This is a genomic window from Streptomyces niphimycinicus, assembly GCF_018883605.1.
GTDB classification, from domain to species: domain Bacteria; phylum Actinomycetota; class Actinomycetes; order Streptomycetales; family Streptomycetaceae; genus Streptomyces; species Streptomyces niphimycinicus.
This window is the reverse complement of record NZ_JAHLEM010000158.1, coordinates 24,112-43,373: the sequence shown is the minus strand read 5'-3', so window position 1 is coordinate 43,373 and position 19,262 is coordinate 24,112. Positions and strand designations below refer to the sequence as shown.

At 70.9% G+C, this 19,262-nt stretch carries 16 protein-coding genes and 1 pseudogene; 9 read left to right on the top strand and 8 right to left on the bottom strand.

Features of this window, described 5'->3' with window-relative positions:
* Both KN815_RS15775 and KN815_RS15770 read right to left on the bottom strand, forming a co-directional pair.
* Positions 1-1,445, bottom strand: a 1,445-nt coding sequence (locus KN815_RS15775; RefSeq protein ID WP_216342570.1) for a type I polyketide synthase, incomplete at its 3' end; no start/stop codon positions are given.
* 41 nt (positions 1,446-1,486) lie between these two features.
* Positions 1,487-2,134: a hypothetical protein gene (locus tag KN815_RS15770; protein ID WP_216342569.1), complete on the bottom strand. Its 648-nt coding sequence runs from the start codon at positions 2,132-2,134 to the stop codon at positions 1,487-1,489.
* A 265-nt stretch (positions 2,135-2,399) separates the two neighbouring features.
* On the opposite strand from KN815_RS15770, the gene KN815_RS15765 reads away from it, so the two are divergent.
* On the top strand, positions 2,400-3,797 hold the full coding sequence (locus tag KN815_RS15765) for a M28 family metallopeptidase (RefSeq protein WP_216342568.1): 1,398 nt from the start codon (positions 2,400-2,402) through the stop codon (positions 3,795-3,797).
* A gap of 77 nt (positions 3,798-3,874) precedes the next feature.
* Here the strand turns inward: KN815_RS15765 and KN815_RS15760 are convergent, their stop codons facing one another.
* A complete protein-coding gene (locus KN815_RS15760; protein WP_253209004.1) occupies positions 3,875-5,914 on the bottom strand; it encodes a M6 family metalloprotease domain-containing protein in 2,040 nt (679 codons plus the stop codon).
* Positions 5,915-6,350: 436 nt separating this feature from the next.
* On the opposite strand from KN815_RS15760, the gene KN815_RS15755 reads away from it, so the two are divergent.
* Positions 6,351-7,985: an AMP-binding protein gene (locus tag KN815_RS15755; RefSeq protein ID WP_216342567.1), complete on the top strand. Its 1,635-nt coding sequence runs from the start codon at positions 6,351-6,353 to the stop codon at positions 7,983-7,985.
* A 70-nt stretch (positions 7,986-8,055) separates the two neighbouring features.
* Here the strand turns inward: KN815_RS15755 and KN815_RS15750 are convergent, their stop codons facing one another.
* On the bottom strand, positions 8,056-8,424 hold the full coding sequence (locus KN815_RS15750; protein ID WP_208519289.1) for an arsenate reductase family protein: 369 nt from the start codon (positions 8,422-8,424) through the stop codon (positions 8,056-8,058).
* A gap of 123 nt (positions 8,425-8,547) precedes the next feature.
* On the opposite strand from KN815_RS15750, the gene KN815_RS15745 reads away from it, so the two are divergent.
* From KN815_RS15745 to KN815_RS15730, 4 genes are all read left to right on the top strand, one after another.
* Positions 8,548-8,844 carry a hypothetical protein gene (locus KN815_RS15745; RefSeq protein ID WP_078638913.1) on the top strand — a complete coding sequence of 99 codons (297 nt, stop codon included), beginning with the start codon at positions 8,548-8,550 and terminating at the stop codon, positions 8,842-8,844.
* Positions 8,845-9,286: 442 nt separating this feature from the next.
* Positions 9,287-9,766 (top strand): general stress protein, encoded by a 480-nt coding sequence (locus KN815_RS15740; protein ID WP_216342566.1) that lies wholly within the window; start codon positions 9,287-9,289, stop codon positions 9,764-9,766.
* A 71-nt stretch (positions 9,767-9,837) separates the two neighbouring features.
* Complete coding sequence (locus KN815_RS15735; protein ID WP_253209003.1) at positions 9,838-10,317, top strand: DUF6153 family protein; 480 nt, start codon at positions 9,838-9,840, stop codon at positions 10,315-10,317.
* Between the two features lie 71 nt (positions 10,318-10,388).
* Positions 10,389-11,075 (top strand): DUF305 domain-containing protein, encoded by a 687-nt coding sequence (locus KN815_RS15730; RefSeq protein ID WP_216342565.1) that lies wholly within the window; start codon positions 10,389-10,391, stop codon positions 11,073-11,075.
* A gap of 78 nt (positions 11,076-11,153) precedes the next feature.
* Here the strand turns inward: KN815_RS15730 and KN815_RS15725 are convergent, their stop codons facing one another.
* Positions 11,154-11,873 carry a M56 family metallopeptidase gene (locus tag KN815_RS15725; protein WP_308403653.1) on the bottom strand — a complete coding sequence of 240 codons (720 nt, stop codon included), beginning with the start codon at positions 11,871-11,873 and terminating at the stop codon, positions 11,154-11,156.
* 197 nt (positions 11,874-12,070) lie between these two features.
* Positions 12,071-12,439, bottom strand: coding sequence for a BlaI/MecI/CopY family transcriptional regulator (locus KN815_RS15720; protein ID WP_059147558.1), 369 nt, complete (start codon positions 12,437-12,439; stop codon positions 12,071-12,073).
* Positions 12,440-12,595: 156 nt separating this feature from the next.
* Between KN815_RS15720 and KN815_RS15715 the strand changes: the two are divergent.
* A pseudogene (locus KN815_RS15715) lies at positions 12,596-13,129 on the top strand (TerD family protein); the annotation flags it as partial.
* Positions 13,130-13,222: 93 nt separating this feature from the next.
* Here the strand turns inward: KN815_RS15715 and KN815_RS15710 are convergent.
* Complete coding sequence (locus KN815_RS15710; RefSeq protein ID WP_216342562.1) at positions 13,223-14,092, bottom strand: hypothetical protein; 870 nt, start codon at positions 14,090-14,092, stop codon at positions 13,223-13,225.
* Positions 14,092-15,360 carry a VWA domain-containing protein gene (locus KN815_RS15705; protein WP_216342561.1) on the bottom strand — a complete coding sequence of 423 codons (1,269 nt, stop codon included), beginning with the start codon at positions 15,358-15,360 and terminating at the stop codon, positions 14,092-14,094. Before KN815_RS15705 ends, KN815_RS15710 begins: the two co-directional genes overlap by 1 nt.
* 168 nt (positions 15,361-15,528) lie before the next feature.
* On the opposite strand from KN815_RS15705, the gene KN815_RS15700 reads away from it, so the two are divergent.
* Both KN815_RS15700 and KN815_RS15695 read left to right on the top strand, forming a co-directional pair.
* A complete protein-coding gene (locus tag KN815_RS15700) occupies positions 15,529-18,333 on the top strand; it encodes an alpha/beta fold hydrolase (protein WP_216342560.1) in 2,805 nt (934 codons plus the stop codon).
* Positions 18,330-19,184 carry an ABC transporter permease gene (locus KN815_RS15695; protein WP_216342559.1) on the top strand — a complete coding sequence of 285 codons (855 nt, stop codon included), beginning with the start codon at positions 18,330-18,332 and terminating at the stop codon, positions 19,182-19,184. The genes KN815_RS15700 and KN815_RS15695 overlap by 4 nt, the downstream gene beginning before the upstream one ends.
* Positions 19,185-19,262: the final 78 nt, after the last annotated feature.

The window sequence follows — 19,262 nt, the reverse complement described above, 5'->3', positions numbered from 1 at the left end:
ACCAGCTCACCCGCAACCGGCTCCGCCCCGAGCTCCCCGAGCGCCGTCGCGGCCTCCTCAGGGGCCTGCTCCAGGATCAGATGGGCGTTCGTCCCGCTGATGCCGAACGAGGAGACTCCCGCCCGGCGCGGATGCTCGCCCCGCGGCCACTCCCGCGCCTCGGTCAGCAGATGGACATCGCCCGCGCTCCAGTCCACATGGGGTGTCGGTTCGTCGATGTGCAGCGAGGCCGGCAGCACCTCACGCCGCATCGCCATCACCATCTTGATGACACCGGCCGCACCCGCCGCCATCTGGGCATGCCCGATGTTGGACTTGATGGACCCCAGCCACAGCGGACGTCCCTCGTCCCGCTCCTGCCCGTACGTGGCCAGCAGCGCCTGGGCCTCGATCGGGTCACCCAGCGTCGTGCCCGTGCCATGCGCCTCGACCGCGTCCACCTCGGACGGTGACAGCCGGGCGTTGGCGAGCGCCTGCCGGATCACGCGCTGCTGCGAGGGCCCGTTCGGTGCGGTGAGGCCGTTGCTGGCGCCGTCCTGGTTGACCGCCGTGCCCCGGATCACGGCCAGCACCTGGTGGCCGTTGCGGCGCGCGTCCGACAGCCGCTCCAGCAGCAGGACGCCCACGCCCTCGGCCAGGGTCATGCCGTCGCTGTTCGCCGAGAACGCCTTGGACCTGCCGTCCGGGGCGAGCCCTCGCAGCTCGCTGAAGCCGATGAACGGCGCCGTCGAGGACATTACGGCCACGCCGCCGGCCAGCGCCATATCGCATTCGCCCTGCCGGATCGCCTGGCACGCCAGATGCATGGCGACAAGGGACGAGGAGCACGCGGTGTCCACCGTCACCGCGGCGCCCTCCAGGCCGAGGGTGTACGCCACCCGGCCGGACACCACACTCGCGGAGTTGCCGATGGTGAAGTAGCCGGCCGAGCCCTCGGGCACCTGGGAGGCGTCGGAGCAGTAGTCGAGGTGGTCGCAGCCGATGAAGGTGCCGGTCCGGCTGCCCCGCAGCGACTCCGGGTCGACCCCGGCGTGCTCGATGGCCTCCCAGGACGCCTCCAGGGCCAGCCGCTGCTGCGGGGCCATCCCGAGTGCCTCACGGGGGCTGATGCCGAAGAACGTGGCGTCGAACCCCGCGGGGTCGTCGATGAAGCCGCCCTCGCGCGTATAACTCGTCCCCGGATGGTCCGGATCGGGATGGAAGAGATTCTCCAGATCCCAATTGCGGTCGGTGGGGAGTTCCGAGATGGCGTCCCGCTCGGTGGCGACCAGTTCCCACAGTTCTTCGGGGGACCTTACGCCTCCGGGAAAGCGGCAGGACATTCCCACGATCGCGACCGGCTCATGCCCCGCGGACTCGACATCCTTGAGACGGCGCTGGGTCTGACGGAGATCCGCCGTCACCCGCTTCAGATAGTCGAGCAGCTTCTCTTCATCGCTCGCCATGGTCGGCCACCCCCACTTCCCTCGGTCCGGAACGCTGAACACTATTGGCGGCGGCAGTCGTAACTGCCGTGCAAAATACTTCCGTCGGGGAAGGTGAAATTCGTGGAGTTCTTGAAATGCCCTCGGCCGAGCACCTGGTAGTCATCCATGAGGTCCAGCTTCACGCCCGATGTCTGTCCCGTGGCATTCGGTGTGATCACTTGGGTGAGGGGACCCTTGAATATCAGGTGGCCGTCCTTCCAGCCGGACGAGGCGTAGTTTCCGGAGGAACCCCAGTTGTCGTGGTACTGGTTGATGAATTTCCCGTCGACGGGATTCCAGCCGAAGGTCGAACGGCCGACCACGTTTCCGGGTTCGAGGGTGGCGTCCGTGTAGAGGTAATGCCCCCCCATCGCCCGCTTGGTGGTGAGCTTCAGCACCGCCGCCGTGCCACCCGGCGGAGGGGTGTAGTCGCAGGTGTAGGAGCCGAGCAGAAAGTCGAGATCGCGGATCTGCGGGGGAGCGGGCAGTGGATTCCTGTCGCGCGGCGGTTTGGCTCTGGTATCGGGCTCGGCGTTCACCGGGGAGACCGTGAGCGCGATCAGGCTCACGGCGGCCACACCCACGACACCGGCCGGGACGCGCCGGATCCACTTCCTCCGCCGGGCCGTGCCATCCGGTTCCCGTTCCTCTGACTTCTCGGTGCGCACACTCGACTCCCAACCGTCAATCGGGCGCTGACCTGCGGCTCAGCCACCTGCCAGGCGGCCAGTCCGGATACGGCGACCATCATTTGCGCCGCCACCAAAGTGGGTCTAACGCCCGGCTTGGCCTCCTCCCTGATACGAACCGATTGCTACGAACCGATACGGAAAGGGAGGGACCCGCGAAAAGGGGCGCACTGGGATCGCGTTAGCCCAGCTTTAGCCCGCCCGTCGAGCATGAATCCGGACCGTGGCGATGAGGAGGATGACGATGAGCGGCTGGCCGGCGCTGGAGAAGTACCTCGATCGGGCACCCACGTCGAAGGAGATGATGGCCTGGATCGAACTGATCGTCGGCCAGGGCATTCGCCGGGCGGGCTATCCGGCCGACGGCTGGACCGAGGAGTGGGCCGCGGAGCAGTTCCGGGAGACCGGGCTGGCGGATGTGCGACTGGAGCCGCTGGACACGCCCATCTGGCGGCCGCGGTCCGCCGCCTTCGAGATCTGGCCCACCGGCCGCCCCGACGAGGTCATCCGCTTCGAGGGACTCGCCCTGCCGTACACCGCCCCGACCGAGGGCACCGAGGGCCGGCTGGTGCGGATGGAGGACGGGGAGGTGCGGGGCTCCATCGCGGTCCAGGAGATCGGCTTCACGCGGCTGCCGCAGACCGAGGTGCAGGCCCGGGCCACCGCTTCCTACGACCCCGAGGGCGTGTTCCCCGACCTCGTCCAGACCGTGCCGTTCGACCTTCCCCATGTGCTGGACTTCGACATCGCCGCCAAGGACGGTGCCACGGCCTATGTCGGCCTGCTCACCGGACTGCCCTGGGAGACCAGCGACTTCTACTGGCCCTATGACGCCGAACGGCGCCCCATCCCCGGTATCTGGCTGAGCGGCCAGGACGGGCAGCGGGTCCGCGAGCTGATGGCGTCGGGGGAGTGCGAGGGCCGGATCGTCTCCGACGCCACCATCACCGAGGAGACCACCCACAATGTGGTGGGCACGCTGCCCGGCGCCTCCGACCACTGGGTGATCATCGGCTCACACCACGACGGCCCCTGGGCGTCCGCCGTGGAGGACGCTTCCGGGGTCGCGCTCGTCCTGGCACAGGCCAAGTTCTGGGCGTCGGTGCCCCAGGAGCTGCGACCGCACAACATGCTGTTCGTGCTGACGTCCGGCCATATGGCGGGCGCCGCGGGCACACAGGCATTCATCGCGGCGCATCCCGAGTTGTTTCCCCAGGTCGTCCTCGAAATGCATCTGGAACACGCGGCACGCCAGGCGGTGGTGGTCGACGGGGAGGTGGTGCCCACCGACGACCCCGAGGTGCGCTGGTGGTTCACCACCCAGGCGCCGGAGCTGGAGCAACTGGTGGCCGAGTCCCTCGCGGCGGAGGACCTGCGCCGCTCATGGATCCTGTCGCCGACCGCCTTCGCGCCGAACCCGGCCACCGACGGCGCCTACTTCTACTACACGGGTGTGCCGCTGGTGCAACTGATCACCACGCCCATGTACATCTTCGATCCGAGGGACACCCCGGACAAGGTGGACGAGCAGAGCCTGGTGCCCCTCACCAAGGGCGCGGCGCGGATCATCGCCGGTACGGCCGGCTGTGGGCCCGACACTCTCCGGGTGCCGATCCAGACCGCGGCCGAGAAGACGGAGTAGGGCCACCGAGCACCGACGAGTCGCAGAGCAGGGACGGCCCGCCGCATGTCGGCGGGCCGTCACCCATCTCCTTACCGTTAGCGGTGGCTCGACAGTCGGCACAGCGCCTTGGCGGTGCGGTGCGGATCGCTTTCGGAGCGGGCGGTGAGCACGACCGCCCCCTGCCGCGTGGCGTCCTTCTTCGCGGCCACGGCCACCTCGACATCCACCGATCCACCGGCCCTGGCGGTGGCGAGACGGTTGGGCAGCCACGCGGACCAGCCCCGGCCCACGGCCTTCGCCGACAGCCGGTAGACATCCGAGTCCACCGAAGTGGCCGCCGCTTCGCGCCGGTTGCCCGTAGCGCCTCCGGTGTTGTCGAGGCGATAGGTGCACACGGCCCGGGAGCGGGCGGCGTCCCCCTTGGCCCCGCCGCGGTGGAGGGCCACTCCGCGGCGCTGCGGTCCCGCGCCGTCGAGGGACTTCACGGCGATGGTGTACGAGAGCACTCCGGACCGGTCGCGCTCGAGGCCGAGCACATAGAAGTGCAGCCGATTGGCCCGGTCGACGTACTCGTACTGGCTGCCGGAGTCGGCTCCGGCGTGGAAGAGCGCATCGCTGAGCTGCCGGTAGTCGCCCATGGTGATCTTCTGGGCGGTGCCGTCGGGGCGCCGGAAGTCCACCAGGTCGATGTCCTCGGGGTGCGCGTCGACCACCCAGGCGAACGGGGCCCGGTCCTTGTTCTTCGTCTTGGTGAGCAGCACCCCGTGATCCGGGGTGAACGAGTCCATGCCCATGCGGTCGACGATCTCGACGGTGTAGTTGTCGTAGCCGCCGCCGTCGCACAGCGGGTCGGTGGCGTTGTCGCAGGACGGCGAGAGATCGCGGCCCAGGGCGATATTGACCCCGGAGAGCCCCTTCTCACCCGGTGGCGCCGAGCGTGCGGTGACCCGGGCGACGACGAGGCCGGAGCTCTTCAGCGCGTCGCGGTCCAGCCGCAGGACGTTCTTCTCGTCGACGATGCCGAGCTTCAGCTTGTCGCGCAGCACATGCTGGGAGCCCATCGAGCCACCGGCGGTGGCGGGTATCTGCCAGCGGGTGTGCGGCCCGCCGGGGCCGTTGAACGAACCACGGGAGAGCATGCCCCAGATACCGGTGTACGAACGGCTGAGGGGGGTGCCGTAGGGGTTGTTGTAGTTGTCCCCGATGCCCAGGATATGGCTGAACTCATGGGCGTACACGGCCATCCCGGAGCTCTCGGCCTGCACCGACGACCCGTCGGCGGCGTTGGGCCAGATACGGGCGGCTGACTGCCAGGACGTCCACGGTACGTAGCGGGTCCGGGCGGAGTTGTCGCCCGCGGTGGCCGGCGGCCCCCAGGCGGCCGGTATGCCCGCCGCGCTCGGGAACTTCATCTGGCCGAACTCCTGCCAGGTGGAGGACTCGTCCTGCCCGGCCGTGAGATAGAAGACGAAGTCGAACGAGTTCGCCTTGCCGGCGCCGACATCGGCCACCCAGGCGGCCTTGCCGTCGGCCCGGATGTCCTTGTCGCAGGTGTCCCCGGCCGGGCAGGCGCCCGGGTTCATCGAGTCCTCGACGCCGTACTGATAGGACTTGCCCGGCATGCGGTACACACCGAAGGCGGTCAGATCGACACCGATGCGGCCGCCGGAGTCCTCCATCCAGTACTCGTTGATGGTGTGACCGTTGTTCAGCGGCCCCGGTGTGTTGAGGAAGTCCTGGTAGAAGCGCGGGAGGCGGTCGCGGGGGATATCGGAGGCACTGGCCTGCGGATTGCCGAAAAGAGTGGATCCGGCGGGGCGGCTGACCGTGAACTCCTCGTCCGGATAGTCCAGGAGCACCAGCGCGCCCTTGAAGGTGCGCTGTGTGGGCTCGACGTCGGGGTCCGCCCAGCGCGTTCCGGGGACCGCACGGTAGTCGGCCCAGGTCATGTCGTCGGGGTTGCGCCACTGCTGCGGGTCGATCGGCTGCACCAGCGACGGCCGGGCGGGACCGGCCGACGGTAACTCATCGGGGGTGGCCCGCGCGGGTCCGGCGGCGATGGCCGCCGCGGTGGCGAGGACCGTGGCGACGACGGTCAACCGGCCGACGGGTCTTCGGGGGAGTAACAAGGTCACCTCGTGTCGGGCAGCTCGGAATTCAGACATGACAAGCCGTACGAGCGGTATGCCTACCGCTGCCCCAAGGTAAGGCGAGGGGAAGAGGGGGCGCCAGAGTGCGTCGGTGACGGCCGGGACCGTCGCCCGCCGCTTCCGCTCCGGGCCCCGCATCGGCTCCGCTCCGAGTCCCGTATCGGCTCCGCTCCGGCCTTCGGAAGTCGTCCCGATTCCGGTACCTGAGGACCGCTGCCGGACCGGTGGGAAAGCGCGATAGCGTGTACAGGCCAACGGGAGCTGCCGCCTGGGACTTCGGCTCAGCGCAACCCGGGAACAGCCCACCCCGGAAGGCGAGATGCGCCCGCGCCCCCGAGGTGCGTCCGCGCTCGCCCCAAGCCGGGCACCGGCCCTGGCTCCCGTCCGGCGCGATTCGTGGATACCAGCACTAGGAGCCCTCTTGACCAGCCCGGAACAGCGCATGGCTGACCTGCTCAAGACCTTCGGTGAACCTGCGGCGAACACCGCGTACCTGCTCTGCGACAGGCACCCGGACGACGCCGTCGCGTTCACGGTGGTGGGCAAGGATCTGACCGGCCGCGACATGACGTACGGGGAGCTGCGGGACCGTTCGTCGCGGATGGCCGGTGCCCTGGCCGCCCTGGGGGTCGGAGTGGGCGACCGCGTCGCCACCTTGATGGGCAAATCCGCCGACCTGCTGGTCGCGAGCCTTGCGATCTGGCGGCTCGGGGCCGTCCAGGTGCCGCTGTTCACCGCGTTCGCCCCGCCGGCCATCGCGCTGCGGATCGCGGGCAACGACACCAAGGTCGTGATCAGTGACGCGGACCAACGCCCCAAGCTGGACCCGGAGTCGGGCTTCCCCGGCGAGCGCCCCTGGCGGATCGTCACCACAGGGCCCGTCACCGGGTCGGACCTGTCCTTCGCGGAACTGGCCGAGGGAGAGGCCACGCTGCCCGAGCCGGTGGCCGTGGGCGGCGACGGGCTCATCGTGGAACTGTTCACCTCGGGTACCGCGGGCACCCCCAAGGCGGTCCCGATCCCGCTGCGGGCCGTCGCGGGCTTCGCGATGTACCAGCAGTTCGGCCTGGACCACCGGCCCACCGACGTCTTCTGGAACGCCGCCGACCCGGGCTGGGCGTACGGCCTGTACTACGCGCTCATCGGGCCGCTCGCCCTCGGGCAGCGCGCACTGCTGCTGAACGGCCTGTTCTCCGCGGAGTCCACCTGGGAGGTGCTCTCCCGCTTCGGGGTCACCAACTTCGCCGCCGGGCCCACCGTCTACCGCAAGCTGCGCGCCTCCGGCATCCCCGCCCCCGGCGATCTGCGGCTGCGCTGCTGCTCGGCGGCGGGCGAACCGCTGCCCCCGGACGTCGTCGACTGGGCGCTCGAGACGCTCGGTGTCCCCGTGCGCGACCACTACGGCTCGACCGAGCTGGGCATGGTCGTCGCCCACGCCTGGCACCCGGCCCTGCGCGACGACATCAAGCCCGGCTCCATGGGCCGTCCGCTGCCCGGCTGGGGGGTGAGGGTGCTGCGCGAGGACACCAACTCCGCCCCGGCCCGGGTGGACATTCCCGGCCGGGTCGTGGTGGACATCCAGAACAGCCCGCTGATGTGGTTCAAGGGTTACCGTGACGCCCCCGAGCAGACCGCCGAGAAGTTCAGCCCCGATGGGCACTGGTTCTACACCGGTGACACCGCCTCCCGCGACGAGGAGGGCGATCTGTTCTTCTCCGGGCGCGGCGACGACATCATCCTGATGGCGGGCTATCGCATCGGCCCCTTCGAGGTGGAGACCGTGCTGCTGGAGCACGCCGCGGTGGCGGAGGCCGCCGTGGTCGGCGTACCGGACGAGGAGTACGGCGAGGTCGTGGAGGCGTTCGTCGTGCCGCGGCCCGGGACGGAGGCGGGCGACGCCCTCGCGGCCGAGCTCCAGCAGCTCGTCAGGGAGCGGTACGCCAAGCACGCCTATCCGCGGAACGTCCACTTCGTGACCGAGCTGCCGAAGACCTCCAGCGGTAAGACGCAGCGGTTCCTGCTGCGTCCGCGGCAGCCCTCGCCCCGGCGCCGCTGAGCGGCTCCCACGCCCGGCGTCCCGTGTGGTGACCCGGGGCGCCCGGGGCGTGGTGCCCACGGCCTCGAGGTCACTCGCGGGACCGGGACAGCGCCTCCCGTACCGCCTCCTCCGTGCGCCCCACCACCGCCGTACCGTCGTCCGCCGTGATGATGGGCCGCTGGATGAGCTTGGGGTGCTCGGCGAGCGCCGCGATCCAGCGGTCCCGAGCACTCTCCTCACGCGGCCAGTCCTTCAGCCCCAGCTCCTTCGCGGCCGCCTCCTGGGTCCGGGTGATGTCCCACGGCTCCAGCCCGAGCCGGCCGAGCACCTCGCGGATCTCGTCCTGGCTCGGCACGTCCTCGAGATAGCGGCGGACGGTGTATCCGGCCCCCTCCGCATCGAGCAGGGTGAGCGCGCCACGGCACTTCGAGCATGCCGGATTGATCCAGATCTCCATGGCGTACACAGTATCGCGAGACCACCTCGTAAATGGCGCCTGACCAGGGGCCTTTGTCAGTGCCCGGCCGTAGAATAGAGGCAGTTGAAGGGAAGGTTTCCCGACCATCTCAGGAGGCTGCCGATGGCCGTTGCCGCACCCCCTCTCCAGGAGCTGCCGAGCTTCCCGACCCTGCCGAAGAAGCGGATGCCCGCCGGGCGCCCGCGTGAGTGGTACGAGTCCCACAACCGCCGTCTGAAGGCCATGCGCCTGGCCATCGCGCTGCTCAACTCCGGTGTCTACCGCCCCGAGCAGGCGCCCAACCGCAAGATACGCTCCACGGCCGCCCGGATCGGGGTGCATCCGCCCTCCGACACCACCTGCCGGATGGTGCGCTCCCTCATCCGCACCGATCACACCGACCGCCCCGCCCGCCGCTGAAACCCCGGCCCGCCGCGCCTCCTCGGAGCGCGGCGGGCCCGTCCGGGTGGCGTGCGGTCACCGCGTCAGCGGCAGCCGTACCTACGGCTACCACTGTCAACGGTTGACCGTAAACAGATAGCGCTCTCCTGGCACTCCTGGGACTCCTGGGCGAGAGGGCGGGTCCCATGCGCCGACAGCGCGAAAGGAAGCGACCCCTTCCGGGAATGGCGCGGTCTCGTCCCCGGGTGGGAAATGGAGGGCGGCAGCGAGGAGTGGCGGGGAGAAGGGTGAAGAGGGCCGGGGAAATGTTCCGCGGATAGCCGCGTCGGCGTTCCGGATATCCGGCCGCGCGGACCATCCTCGGAGGTTCCGCCGCTTTCCCCTCGCTGCTCCCCGCCGCCTCTCCCGTTGCGAGGGGACAGACGCGGGCGCACGCTCTCTTTGACGGAGGGAGACGGCGATGACCCAGCAACCGCCGTCGGAGGTGGTCGACCGCCCGGTCGTCGGCTCGTTTCCGACCTACGCCGGCGCCCAGCGCGCGGTCGACTTCCTGTCCGACAACAGGTTCCCGGTGGAACACATGGCGATCATCGGCTCGGACCTCCGCATGGTCGAGACGGTGCTGGGGCGGCTGACCAGGGGCCGTGCGGCGCTGGCGGGGGCCGGTACGGGGGCCTGGTTCGGACTGCTGGTCGGGCTGCTGCTGACCGTGTTCGCCGCCGGGGCCAACAACGTGATCGTGCTGCTGGTGAGCGGTCTCGTCTATGGCGCGGTGTTCGGCGCGATCTTCGGTTTCGTCGGGCATGCCATGACCCGGGGGGAGCGCGATTTCTCGTCCCGCAGCCAGATCGTGGCCGCGCGCTATGACGTGGTCGCGGATGCCCAGGTCGCCGACGAGGCGAAGAACATGCTGGCCAGGCTCGCGATGCGGGAGAGCTGAGCGGCTTCCGAGGGGTCTTCCGGGGGTCTTCCGGGGGTCCGTGCACGTACTAACGGCATTAGGAGTAGGGTGTGGCTCCGAGAGATCACACCGACCCCCGAGGAGCGATGGTGAGCACCGGCAGGAGTGCGCGCGCGGACGGAGTCCTTCCACGGCTCCTGCTCGTCGTCGTGCTCGCGCTCGGTGTCTTCGTCATGCACACCCTGGGTCATCCCGACGGCGGATCCGGTGCGGGCGGGAGCCATGGGAGCCACTCGGCGCACCATGCCTCCGGTGAGCTGCGCCCCGCCCCGTCCGCCGCGCCCGCCGAGGCCGGGCATGCGCCGGCCGCGCCCGAGGCGAAGCCGACCCCACCCATGACCGGTATGGACATGGCCTCGCTATGTGTCGCGGTGCTCGGCGTCTGGGTGCTCGGGGCGCTCCTGCGTGCGGCCCTCGCCCGCCGGAGCGGTCCCCCGCCGAGGCTTCCCATGGCGTCGGCCGTCGTCGCCCGGCCCGACCCGCCATCGCGCGGACCCGACCTCACTGCCCTGTCTGTTCTGCGGATCTAGGCCGAACCGCGCGTAAAGCGCCGATACGCCCCATGGAACAGTCAATACTTGGCAAAAAGAGGTACGTCGACATGACCGCATTCACGCATGTCCCGCGTCGGCCGCTCCATCGCCGTCTCGCACTCGTGAGCGCCGTCGCCGCCGGAGGGCTGCTGCTCGCGGGCTGTGGCGGGAACGACGACACGAAGGGCGTGGATCACGCGAGCGCGAAGGAGTCCACCGCCTCCGAGTCGACCGCGGGCTCCGCCGCGGGCACGTTCAATGACGCGGACGTCAGCTTCGCGCAGATGATGATCCCGCATCATGAGCAGGCCCTGACGATGGCCGCACTGGCCGATGACCGGGCCTCGGACGCGCGGATCGCCAGCCTGGCGGGGCAGATCGAGAAGGCGCAGGACCCGGAGATCGCCACCCTGAAGTCCTGGCTCAAGGACTGGGGCAAGCCGGAGAAGGCGTCATCGGGCGGTATGGACGGCATGGATGGCATGAACCACGGTTCGAGTGGTTCAAGTGGTAAGGGCGATATGGGCGGAATGATGTCCAAGGAGGACATGCGGAAGCTCGAGGCCGCCAAGGGGCCGGCCTTCGACCGCGCCTTTGCTCGCATGATGATCGACCATCACCAGGGCGCGATCGCCATGGCGAAGGACGAGAAGAAGAACGGCCGTAACGTCAAGGCCAAGAAGCTCGCCGATGACGTCGTCAAGAACCAGTCCACCGAGGTCGCCACCCTGCGAACCCTCCTCGACCGGCTCTGATCCGCCTCCCGCCCCGCCGTCCCGGGTCCCGCGGCCCCTCCGCGTGGCCCCGGGGCGGCCCCCGAGGCGCCGGGGCCGCTACCCCATCCCGGGAGCGCAGCCGAGCAGAGGGGGCAGCAGCGGTGCGGCCACCGCGGCCGCCACCACCACGCCGCACAGTGCCGGATGCGGACGCCGCCGGGCCTCCAGCATCCGCCGCAGCCGGACCACGGCGTCCGGTCCGCCGACGCTGAAGGCCCCGCCGGGAGCATGGCCCGCGTGGCCCGCCGCCATCGCGTACAGGGCGGAGACGAGCGCTTCGCGCGGATGGCGGCGCAGGGCCCGGTCGTCCGCGGCCATCTCCAGCAGAAGTGCCGTCTGCGCCCTGGCCTCGCGCGCCAGTGGCAGCCACCGGAACACCCGGGCGAACGCCACGGTGGCCGCCAGCGCCAGATGGTGGCGGCCCGCGACATGCGCGCGCTCATGCTCCAGTACGGACTCCAGTTGCGCCGGGGAGAGCAGCCTCAACGCGCCCGCGCTCACGACGATCCGCGGCCTGCGGCCGGGCAGGCAGTACGCCGCGGGCGTGTCATGGTCCAGCACGGTGGCGCGCCAGCGCGCCGAACGCCGACCGACCATGTCCAGCACGCCCCGGTGGCGGGCGCGAACGCGCCGGGCCCGCAGCAGCTCATGGCCGAAGCAGACGAGCGGAAGCAGCGCCACCAAGGCCGGTACGGCGATGGCCGGAACGCCGACCGGGCCCGTGCCCGGGATACGGGCGTCGAACGTCAACCCGCAGAACCGGAGCAAGCCGGACATTCCATTATGAAGATGCCAAGTTGGGGTGACGAGGTGATAAGTGGTCAGAGCCAGTGCGATGGTGAATGAAAGGACCAATCCATGCCAAACGGCAACCGCCAGACCGGGTGCGCGATGCGGCCAGGCGCTGCGCGCCAGCGCCTTCGGGGCCACCGAGCCGACCACCGCGGCATAGCAGCCCAGAGTGAGGGCGGCCGTCACGCCTGAGTCCGCCGCCCCGCGGCCCGCAGGGCCTTGCGCAGCGCGCTGACCTCCTCCGGGCCCATCTGCTCGACGAAGTGGGCGAGGGCGGCGGAGCGGTCCTCACTGGTGCCGAGCGCGTCCTCCATCAGGGCCGCGGTGTACTCCTCGCGGCTGCGGACCGGCGAGTACACCCACGCCCGGCCCTCCTTGGCGCGCAGCAGCCAGCCCTTGTTGTAGAGGATGGAGGCGACGGTCATCACCGTGGTATAGGCGACCGGGCGGTGCTCATTGATGTCGTCCACGATCTCCCGCACTGTGGTGGGACGCTGCCAAGCCCAGAGGCGGTCCATGATCTCCGCCTCGAGCTCCCCCAACCGTCGCATGGACGCTTCCTTCCGCCGTTAGTACGGAGGCCCATAGTAGAGACCCCTCGGGGAGGCCCCGCACGCGGCCGTCGGAAAATCCTCAACTCGCCCTGCCCGCGATACGCTTGACACCACGCGCATTCAACATCCGCACGGTTCGAGGGAAGGGAAGTCCGGGTGACTGGTCTCAACAAGGGGCTTCGGAAAATCGAGGTGGCGCTCAAGTGGGATCCGAGTCCCACCGGTGAGCCGCCCCATGATCTCGACATCGTGGCGGGGACGTACCGCGCCGCCGATCCGTACGGTGAGCCCGCGTATCTCGTCCACTTCGACAGCCGCTCACCGGACGGCACCATCAACCTCAACAGGGACAGCCGCACTGGCCAGGGCCTTGGCGTCGACGAGTCCATGACCCTCGAGCTCGAACGGCTGTCGTCCGAATACTCACGGGTGGTCGTCGGGGTGGTCATCCAGCGGAGTTCGGGACGGAAGGCGTTCGGGGATGTCCCGAACACCAGCGTCCGGATTCTCAACGGATACACCGAGCTGATTAAGAGCGACTTCTCCGGTGTCTCAGAAGCCACTGCCGCCACGGTGGCGGTATTCACCCGGGACGACTCGGGGGAATGGGGAATGCAGAGCGCAATTCGTGGATTCGACACGGATCCCGAAGACTTTGGGCGGCTCATGGGCCAGGACTATTCCTGAGGGCCCGGGCGACCGGGGTCCGGGGAGGCGCGCCGCCCGCACGGTGAAGGTGCGGGCCGCGCGCCGATTCCGGACATCGGGTCAGATATCGGGTCAGGCGTCGCCCGGCCGACGACCGGGGAAGCGTGGCCCCCGGGTGAGGGTGTAGCCGCCCACCCCGGCGAGCGCCGCCAGCGCCGCGCCGATCACGGTCCACACCCACCGGTCCGACCACCAGCCGGAGCCCCAGCCGTCCTCCGGCTCGGCGACCGCGTGCGGGATGTCCCCGCCCTTGTCGTCCGCGGAGTCCGAGGACGTGTCGCCCGGCGCCTCGGAGTCCGCGCCGGAGCCGGTGCCGGGGGCCGTTCCGGACCGCAGCACCGGATTAAGCGGGGACACGTCCCCGCCGTCGGCGTGTGCCCCGCCCGCGTCCGGTACGGACGCCTCCACCGCGGCGTCGATCGGCAGCCCGAGGTCCTCGGCCGGCAGATCGACGACGGTGAGCCGCACGTAATAGGCGCCCTGGAGAGGGTCGTTGGCCCAGCGCTCGGACCAGGACCGCACCTGGCGCAGGGTGCAGCTCACGGTGACCGACCGGTCCTGCTGGGCCGCCCGGCGCGCCGGGGTGCCCGAGGCGCACGCCTGGTGGCGGCGCAGACCGTCGTAGACATCGAGCTGCCAGGTGGCGCTGCCGTGCCGGCTCGAACCGTCGGGCAGCTTCAGCTCCGCCTCGACCTTGGGAGTCTGCCCGGCGGCGGCCGGGAACACCCAGTACAGATAGTCGCCGGTGGAGGCCGCGGCGGTGGCCTTCTCACCGGGCTTGATCTCGGTGGCGGTACGGAAGTTCGTGCCCGCCTCGGTGGGGGCGCCGTCCTTCTTGCCGTCCGCGCCGTCCGCGCCGTCGGCGGCGGCCGGAGCGGCGGCGGTCAGCCAGGCGGCGGCACACAGGGTGAGCGCGGCGCCCACGGTACGCAGGGCTCGCATCAGTTGGACCTCCAGACGGTGACACGCCAGCGGGCCAGCCAGCCCCACAGCAACCCCGCGAGCAGCCCGCCCACGGTGAGCACGCCCAGCAGCATCCAGCCGCGGCCCAGGCCGAAGGCGGCCACATCGGCGGGCGGGTCGTCGTTGCCGACCACATCGACGGCGAGCTCCACCGGAAGGCCCGGAGCGCGCTTGACGGAAGCGGGCGCGGAGAAGGACTGGCTCAGCTCCAGGCACACCGTCCGCGCGGTCTTGTCCTCGTCGTCGTCCACATCGGCGACCGGATAGCGCAGCCCGCTGGAGATGACGTCCGTACGGCCGCTGCCCGCCTCGCTGCCGCGCACCAGCTCCCGGCCGCCGGGGGTCATCGCGCGCAGCAGAATGCCGTAGTCCGGGTCGACGGCGCGGTCCACGGCCACGCTCGTCGCGGCCCGCAGCTCCTGACCTGGCGCCACGCGCATCCGGTACCAGCGGTGTTCGCCGAAGCTCTCCCGGTCGCTGTAGAGGCCGGAGCCCAGGTACGGGGCCTTCGCGCACTCCGCGGCGCCTTGCACCGGAGTGGGCGTCTGCACGGGGGTGTCGGCGGAGCGCCGGACAAGCTGCTTGATACGGCTGGAGAGCTGGTCCCGGTGCTGGATCGCCGTATAGGTGCCACCGGTGGCCTCGGCGATGCAACTGAGCTGTTCACGGACCTTGCGGTCCAGCGTCAGCCCGAGCGTGTCGACGACCAGATGGGTTCCCTGGGCGGCCAGTTCACGGGCCACATCACACGGGTCGGGCTGACCGCAGGAGTCCTCGCCGTCCGTGATCAGCACGATCCGGCGGGTCCCGTCGCCGCTGGAGAGGTCCTTGGACGCGCCGCGCAGCGCGAGCCCGATGGGCGTCCAGCCGGTGGGGCGCAGTGTGGCGACGGCCGCCTTGGCCTCGGTGCGGTCGACCTGGCCCACCGGGTAGAGCTGTTCGCTGTCCCGGCAGCCGGCCACGCGGTCCTTGCCCGGGTAGTTGGCGCCGAGGGTGCGGATGCCGAGCCGCACCTCTTCGGGAGTGGCGTCCAGCACCTCGTTGAACGCCTGTTTCGCTGCCGCCATCCGGGAGTCGCCGTCGACGTCGCGGGCCCGCATGGAGCCGCTGACGTCGAGCACCAGCTCGACCTTCGGGGAATCGGGAGCCGGTTCGCCGGCCATCGCGGCGGGAGGGGATATCAGGCCGCAGGCGAGGACCGCGAGCAGCCCCAACGCGCCTGTCGCCAGACGTTTCTTTATGATCACCGGCGCATCTTATGGACCTTCATCTGACGGATCCAAAAGCCCGGCCGCCGCGGCCGGGGGGAATACCGCACCGGGTGTACGGCGGGTGTCCGGATACTCCCCCGGGAGGGGACGAGAATCCGTCTGGTGTCAGCTCCGGCGTTCGCATCCTCCTCTTAGGGTTGCGGTATGGATCTCCGAAAGACCCGGCTGCGAGGCCGGCGCCTGGCCGCCGCCGTGGCCGCCGCGGCCGTCCTCGCGGGCGCGGGTACCTGGGTGGCCGCCGCCTCCGACGACCGGCCGGCCGTACACCGCCAGGACCGCGTGCTGGACATGCCGGGCGCGCGCATCGACACCTCGTACTTCACCGCGGGCAGCGGCCGCAGGCCCGCGGTCCTGCTCGCCCACGGCTTCGGCGGCAGCAAGGACGACGTACGCGAGCGGGCCGAGGAACTGGCCCGCGACGGATACGCCGTGCTCACCTGGTCGGCGCGTGGATTCGGCAGATCCACGGGGAAGATCGGGCTGAACGACCCGGACCATGAGGTGGCCGATGCCCGGCGGCTGATCGACTGGCTGGCGAAACGCCCCGAGGTGCGGCTCGACGGCCAGGGCGACCCCCGGGTGGGCGTCGCCGGCGCCTCCTACGGCGGGGCGATCTCCCTGCTCGCCGCCGGATACGACCGCCGGGTGGACGCCATCGCGCCCGAGATCACCTACTGGAACCTCGCCGACGCGCTCTTCCCGAACGGTGTCTACAAGAAGCTCTGGACCGGGCTGTTCTTCACCACCGGCTCGGCCGACCTCACCCAGGCCCAGGGCGGCCAGGAGGATGCGAACGGCGGGGGAGGAGCGGGCGGTGGAACGGGCCAGTCGGGCGCGGGAGGCGCGAACGGCGGGGCGGGCCAGGGAGTCCGGGCGGACCCGGGAGACGCGAACGGCGAAGGGGGCGAGAGCGGCGGGAAGACCCTGGGAGGCCAGGGCTGCGGCCGCTTCGAGAAGCGGCTGTGCGAGATGTACGAGCGGGTCGCGGTCGCCGGAAAGCCCGACGCCGCCGCCCGCCGGATGCTCGAGGCCCGCAGCCCGTCCGCCGTGGCCGGCCGGATCAAGGTCCCCACGCTGATCCTCCAGGGGCAGGCCGACTCCCTCTTCCCGCTCGGCCAGGCCGACGAGATGGCGAAGGCGATCCGGGCCACCGGGGCGCCGGTCGCCGTCGACTGGACGGCCGGCGGACATGACGGCGGCGACCGCGAGACCTCGCGGGTGGCGGACCGCACCCGCGCCTGGTTCGACCGCTATCTCAAGGGCGACAAGGGCACCGACACCGGGCCCGCCTTCCGGATCAGCCGCACCGGCGGCATCGACACCACCAACGGCGCGCTCCAACTGCGCGGCGCCACCGGCGACCGCTACCCGGGCCTGGCCGACGGCACCCGGAAGGTGGCACTGCCCGGACGCGAGCAGTCGTTCGCCAACCCGCCCGGGGCGGGGCCGCCCTCCATCTCCACGGTGCCGGGCGTGGCCGGGCTGTCCCAGGCGTCCTCGCTCGGCGTCGGCCTCTCCCTCGACATCCCCGGCCAGTTCGCGCGGTTCGATTCGGCGCGGCTCGACCGGCCCCTGCGCATCACCGGATCGCCCGAGGTGAAGGTGCGGGTCAAGGCCGACACGGACGACGCCGTCCTGTTCGCCAAGGTCTACGACGTGGGGCCGGACGGACAGCAGGTGCTGCCCGAGCAACTGGTCACGCCGCTGCGCGTCACGGGCGCGAAGCAGGGCCGTACCGTCACCGTGCGGCTGCCCGCCGTCGACCACGAACTCATCGCGGGCCATCGGCTGCGGCTGGTCCTGGCCTCCACCGACCTCGGCTACGCCTCGCCGACCGAGCCCGCCACCTACACGGTCGGGCTCGTGGACGGCGGCCTGACGGTCCCCACCGCTCCCGTGGTGCACACCCAGCCCGCCCCGCTGCCCGCCTGGGTGTGGGGGCTGCCGCTGGCCGCGGCCGTGGTGGCGCTCGTGCTGGTGCTGACCGGCAAGCGGCGTACGGCCACTCCCGCCCCCGACCCCGAACTGACCGAGGTGCCCCTGGAGATCACCGGTCTCAGCAAGCGCTACGCCAAGTCCGCCGACCGCTACGCGGTACGCGACCTGTCCTTCCGCGTCGAGAAGGGGCAGGTGCTCGGACTCCTCGGGCCCAACGGCGCGGGCAAGACCACCACCTTGCGCATGCTGATGGGGCTCATCGCCCCCGACGAGGGCGAGATCCGGGTCTTCGGCCAGGCCATCAGGCCCGGTGCGCCCGTGCTCTCCCGCGTCGGCGCCTTCGTCGAGGGGGCGGGCTTCCTGCCGCATCTGACCGGCAGCGCCAACCTGGAGCTGTACTGGCGGGCCACCGGCCGCCCCGCCGCCGACGCCCATATCGAGGAGGCGCTCAAGATCGCGGGCCTGGGCAGCGCGCTGGAGCGTGCGGTACGCACCTACTCCCAGGGCATGCGGCAGCGGCTCGCCATCGCCCAGGCCATGCTGGGCCTGCCCGATCTGCTGATCCTCGACGAACCGACCAACGGCCTCGACCCGCCGCAGATCCGCGAGATGCGCGAGGTGATGATCCGGTACGCCGCCGAGGGGCGCACGGTGATCGTTTCCAGCCATCTCCTGGCGGAGGTCGAGCAGTCCTGCACCCATCTGGTCGTCATGGACCGGGGCCGGCTCATCCAGGCGGGCCCGGTCGGCGAGATCACCGGCAACGGCGGCAGTGTGCTGGTGGGCCACGACGGCGAGCTGAGCGAGGTCCACATCGACAAGGTGAACGCGCTGCCCGGCATCGTCTCCGCCGCCCGCACCGCCGACGGACTGCTCGTCCAGCTCGACGGGACCACCCCGGCGCGGCTGCTCGCCGAACTGGTGCGGCTGGAGATCCCGGTGACCAGCTTCGGGCCCAACCGGCGCCTGGAAGACGCCTTCTTGACGCTGATTGCAGGAGGATCCGCGTGAGCTCCCTGTCCCAGGTCGCGCCCGGCTACCGGGCCCATCACACCCTGCCGCTGCGGGTCGAGGCCGTACGCCAACTGCGCCGCCGCCGGACCCTGGTCATGGCGCTGGTGCTGGCGCTGCTGCCGTTCGTCCTCGTCGTCGCGTTCGCCATCGGCGGCGCCCCCGAGGGGCAGGAGGACCGGGTCACCCTGATGGCCACGGCCACCGCCTCCGGCGCCAACCTCGCCGCCACCGCGCTGTTCGTCTCGGCCGCCTTTCTGCTGGTGGTGCCGGTGGCGCTGTTCTGCGGCGACACCGTGGCCTCCGAGGCGAGCTGGTCCTCGCTGCGCTATCTGCTGGCCGCGCCCGTGCCCCGGGCCCGGCTGCTGGGGAGCAAGCTGGCGGTGGCCCTCGCGTTCAGCGCGGCCGCCATGGTGCTGCTGCCGCTGGTCGCGCTCGCGGTGGGCACCGTCGCATACGGCTGGGGGCCGCTGGAGCTGCCCACGGGCGGTGAACTGCCGGTCGGGGACGCCCTCGTCCGGCTCGCCCTCGTGGTGCTGTACATCTTCCTGTCCCAGTTGGTCACGGCCGCCCTCGCGTTCTGGCTCTCGACCGTCACCGACGCGCCGCTGGGCGCGGTGGGCGGTGCGGTGGGGCTCACCATCGTGGGCAATGTGCTGGACGCGGTCACGGCGCTCGGCTCCTGGCGCGACTTCCTGCCCGCGCACTGGCAGTTCGCATGGGCGGACGCACTCCAGCCCCATATGGAGTGGGGCGGAATGGTGAAGGGCGTCTCGGTGTCGGTCGCCTACGCGCTGGTGTTCCTCGCCTTCGCCTTCCGTGGCTTCGGCCGCAAGGACGTGGTGTCCTAGCCGGTCACGGGCCCACGGCCAGGTCCAGGGCCACGCGGCCAGGGCCACCGCCGTCGGGCGGCCCGGTCAGTGGTCCCC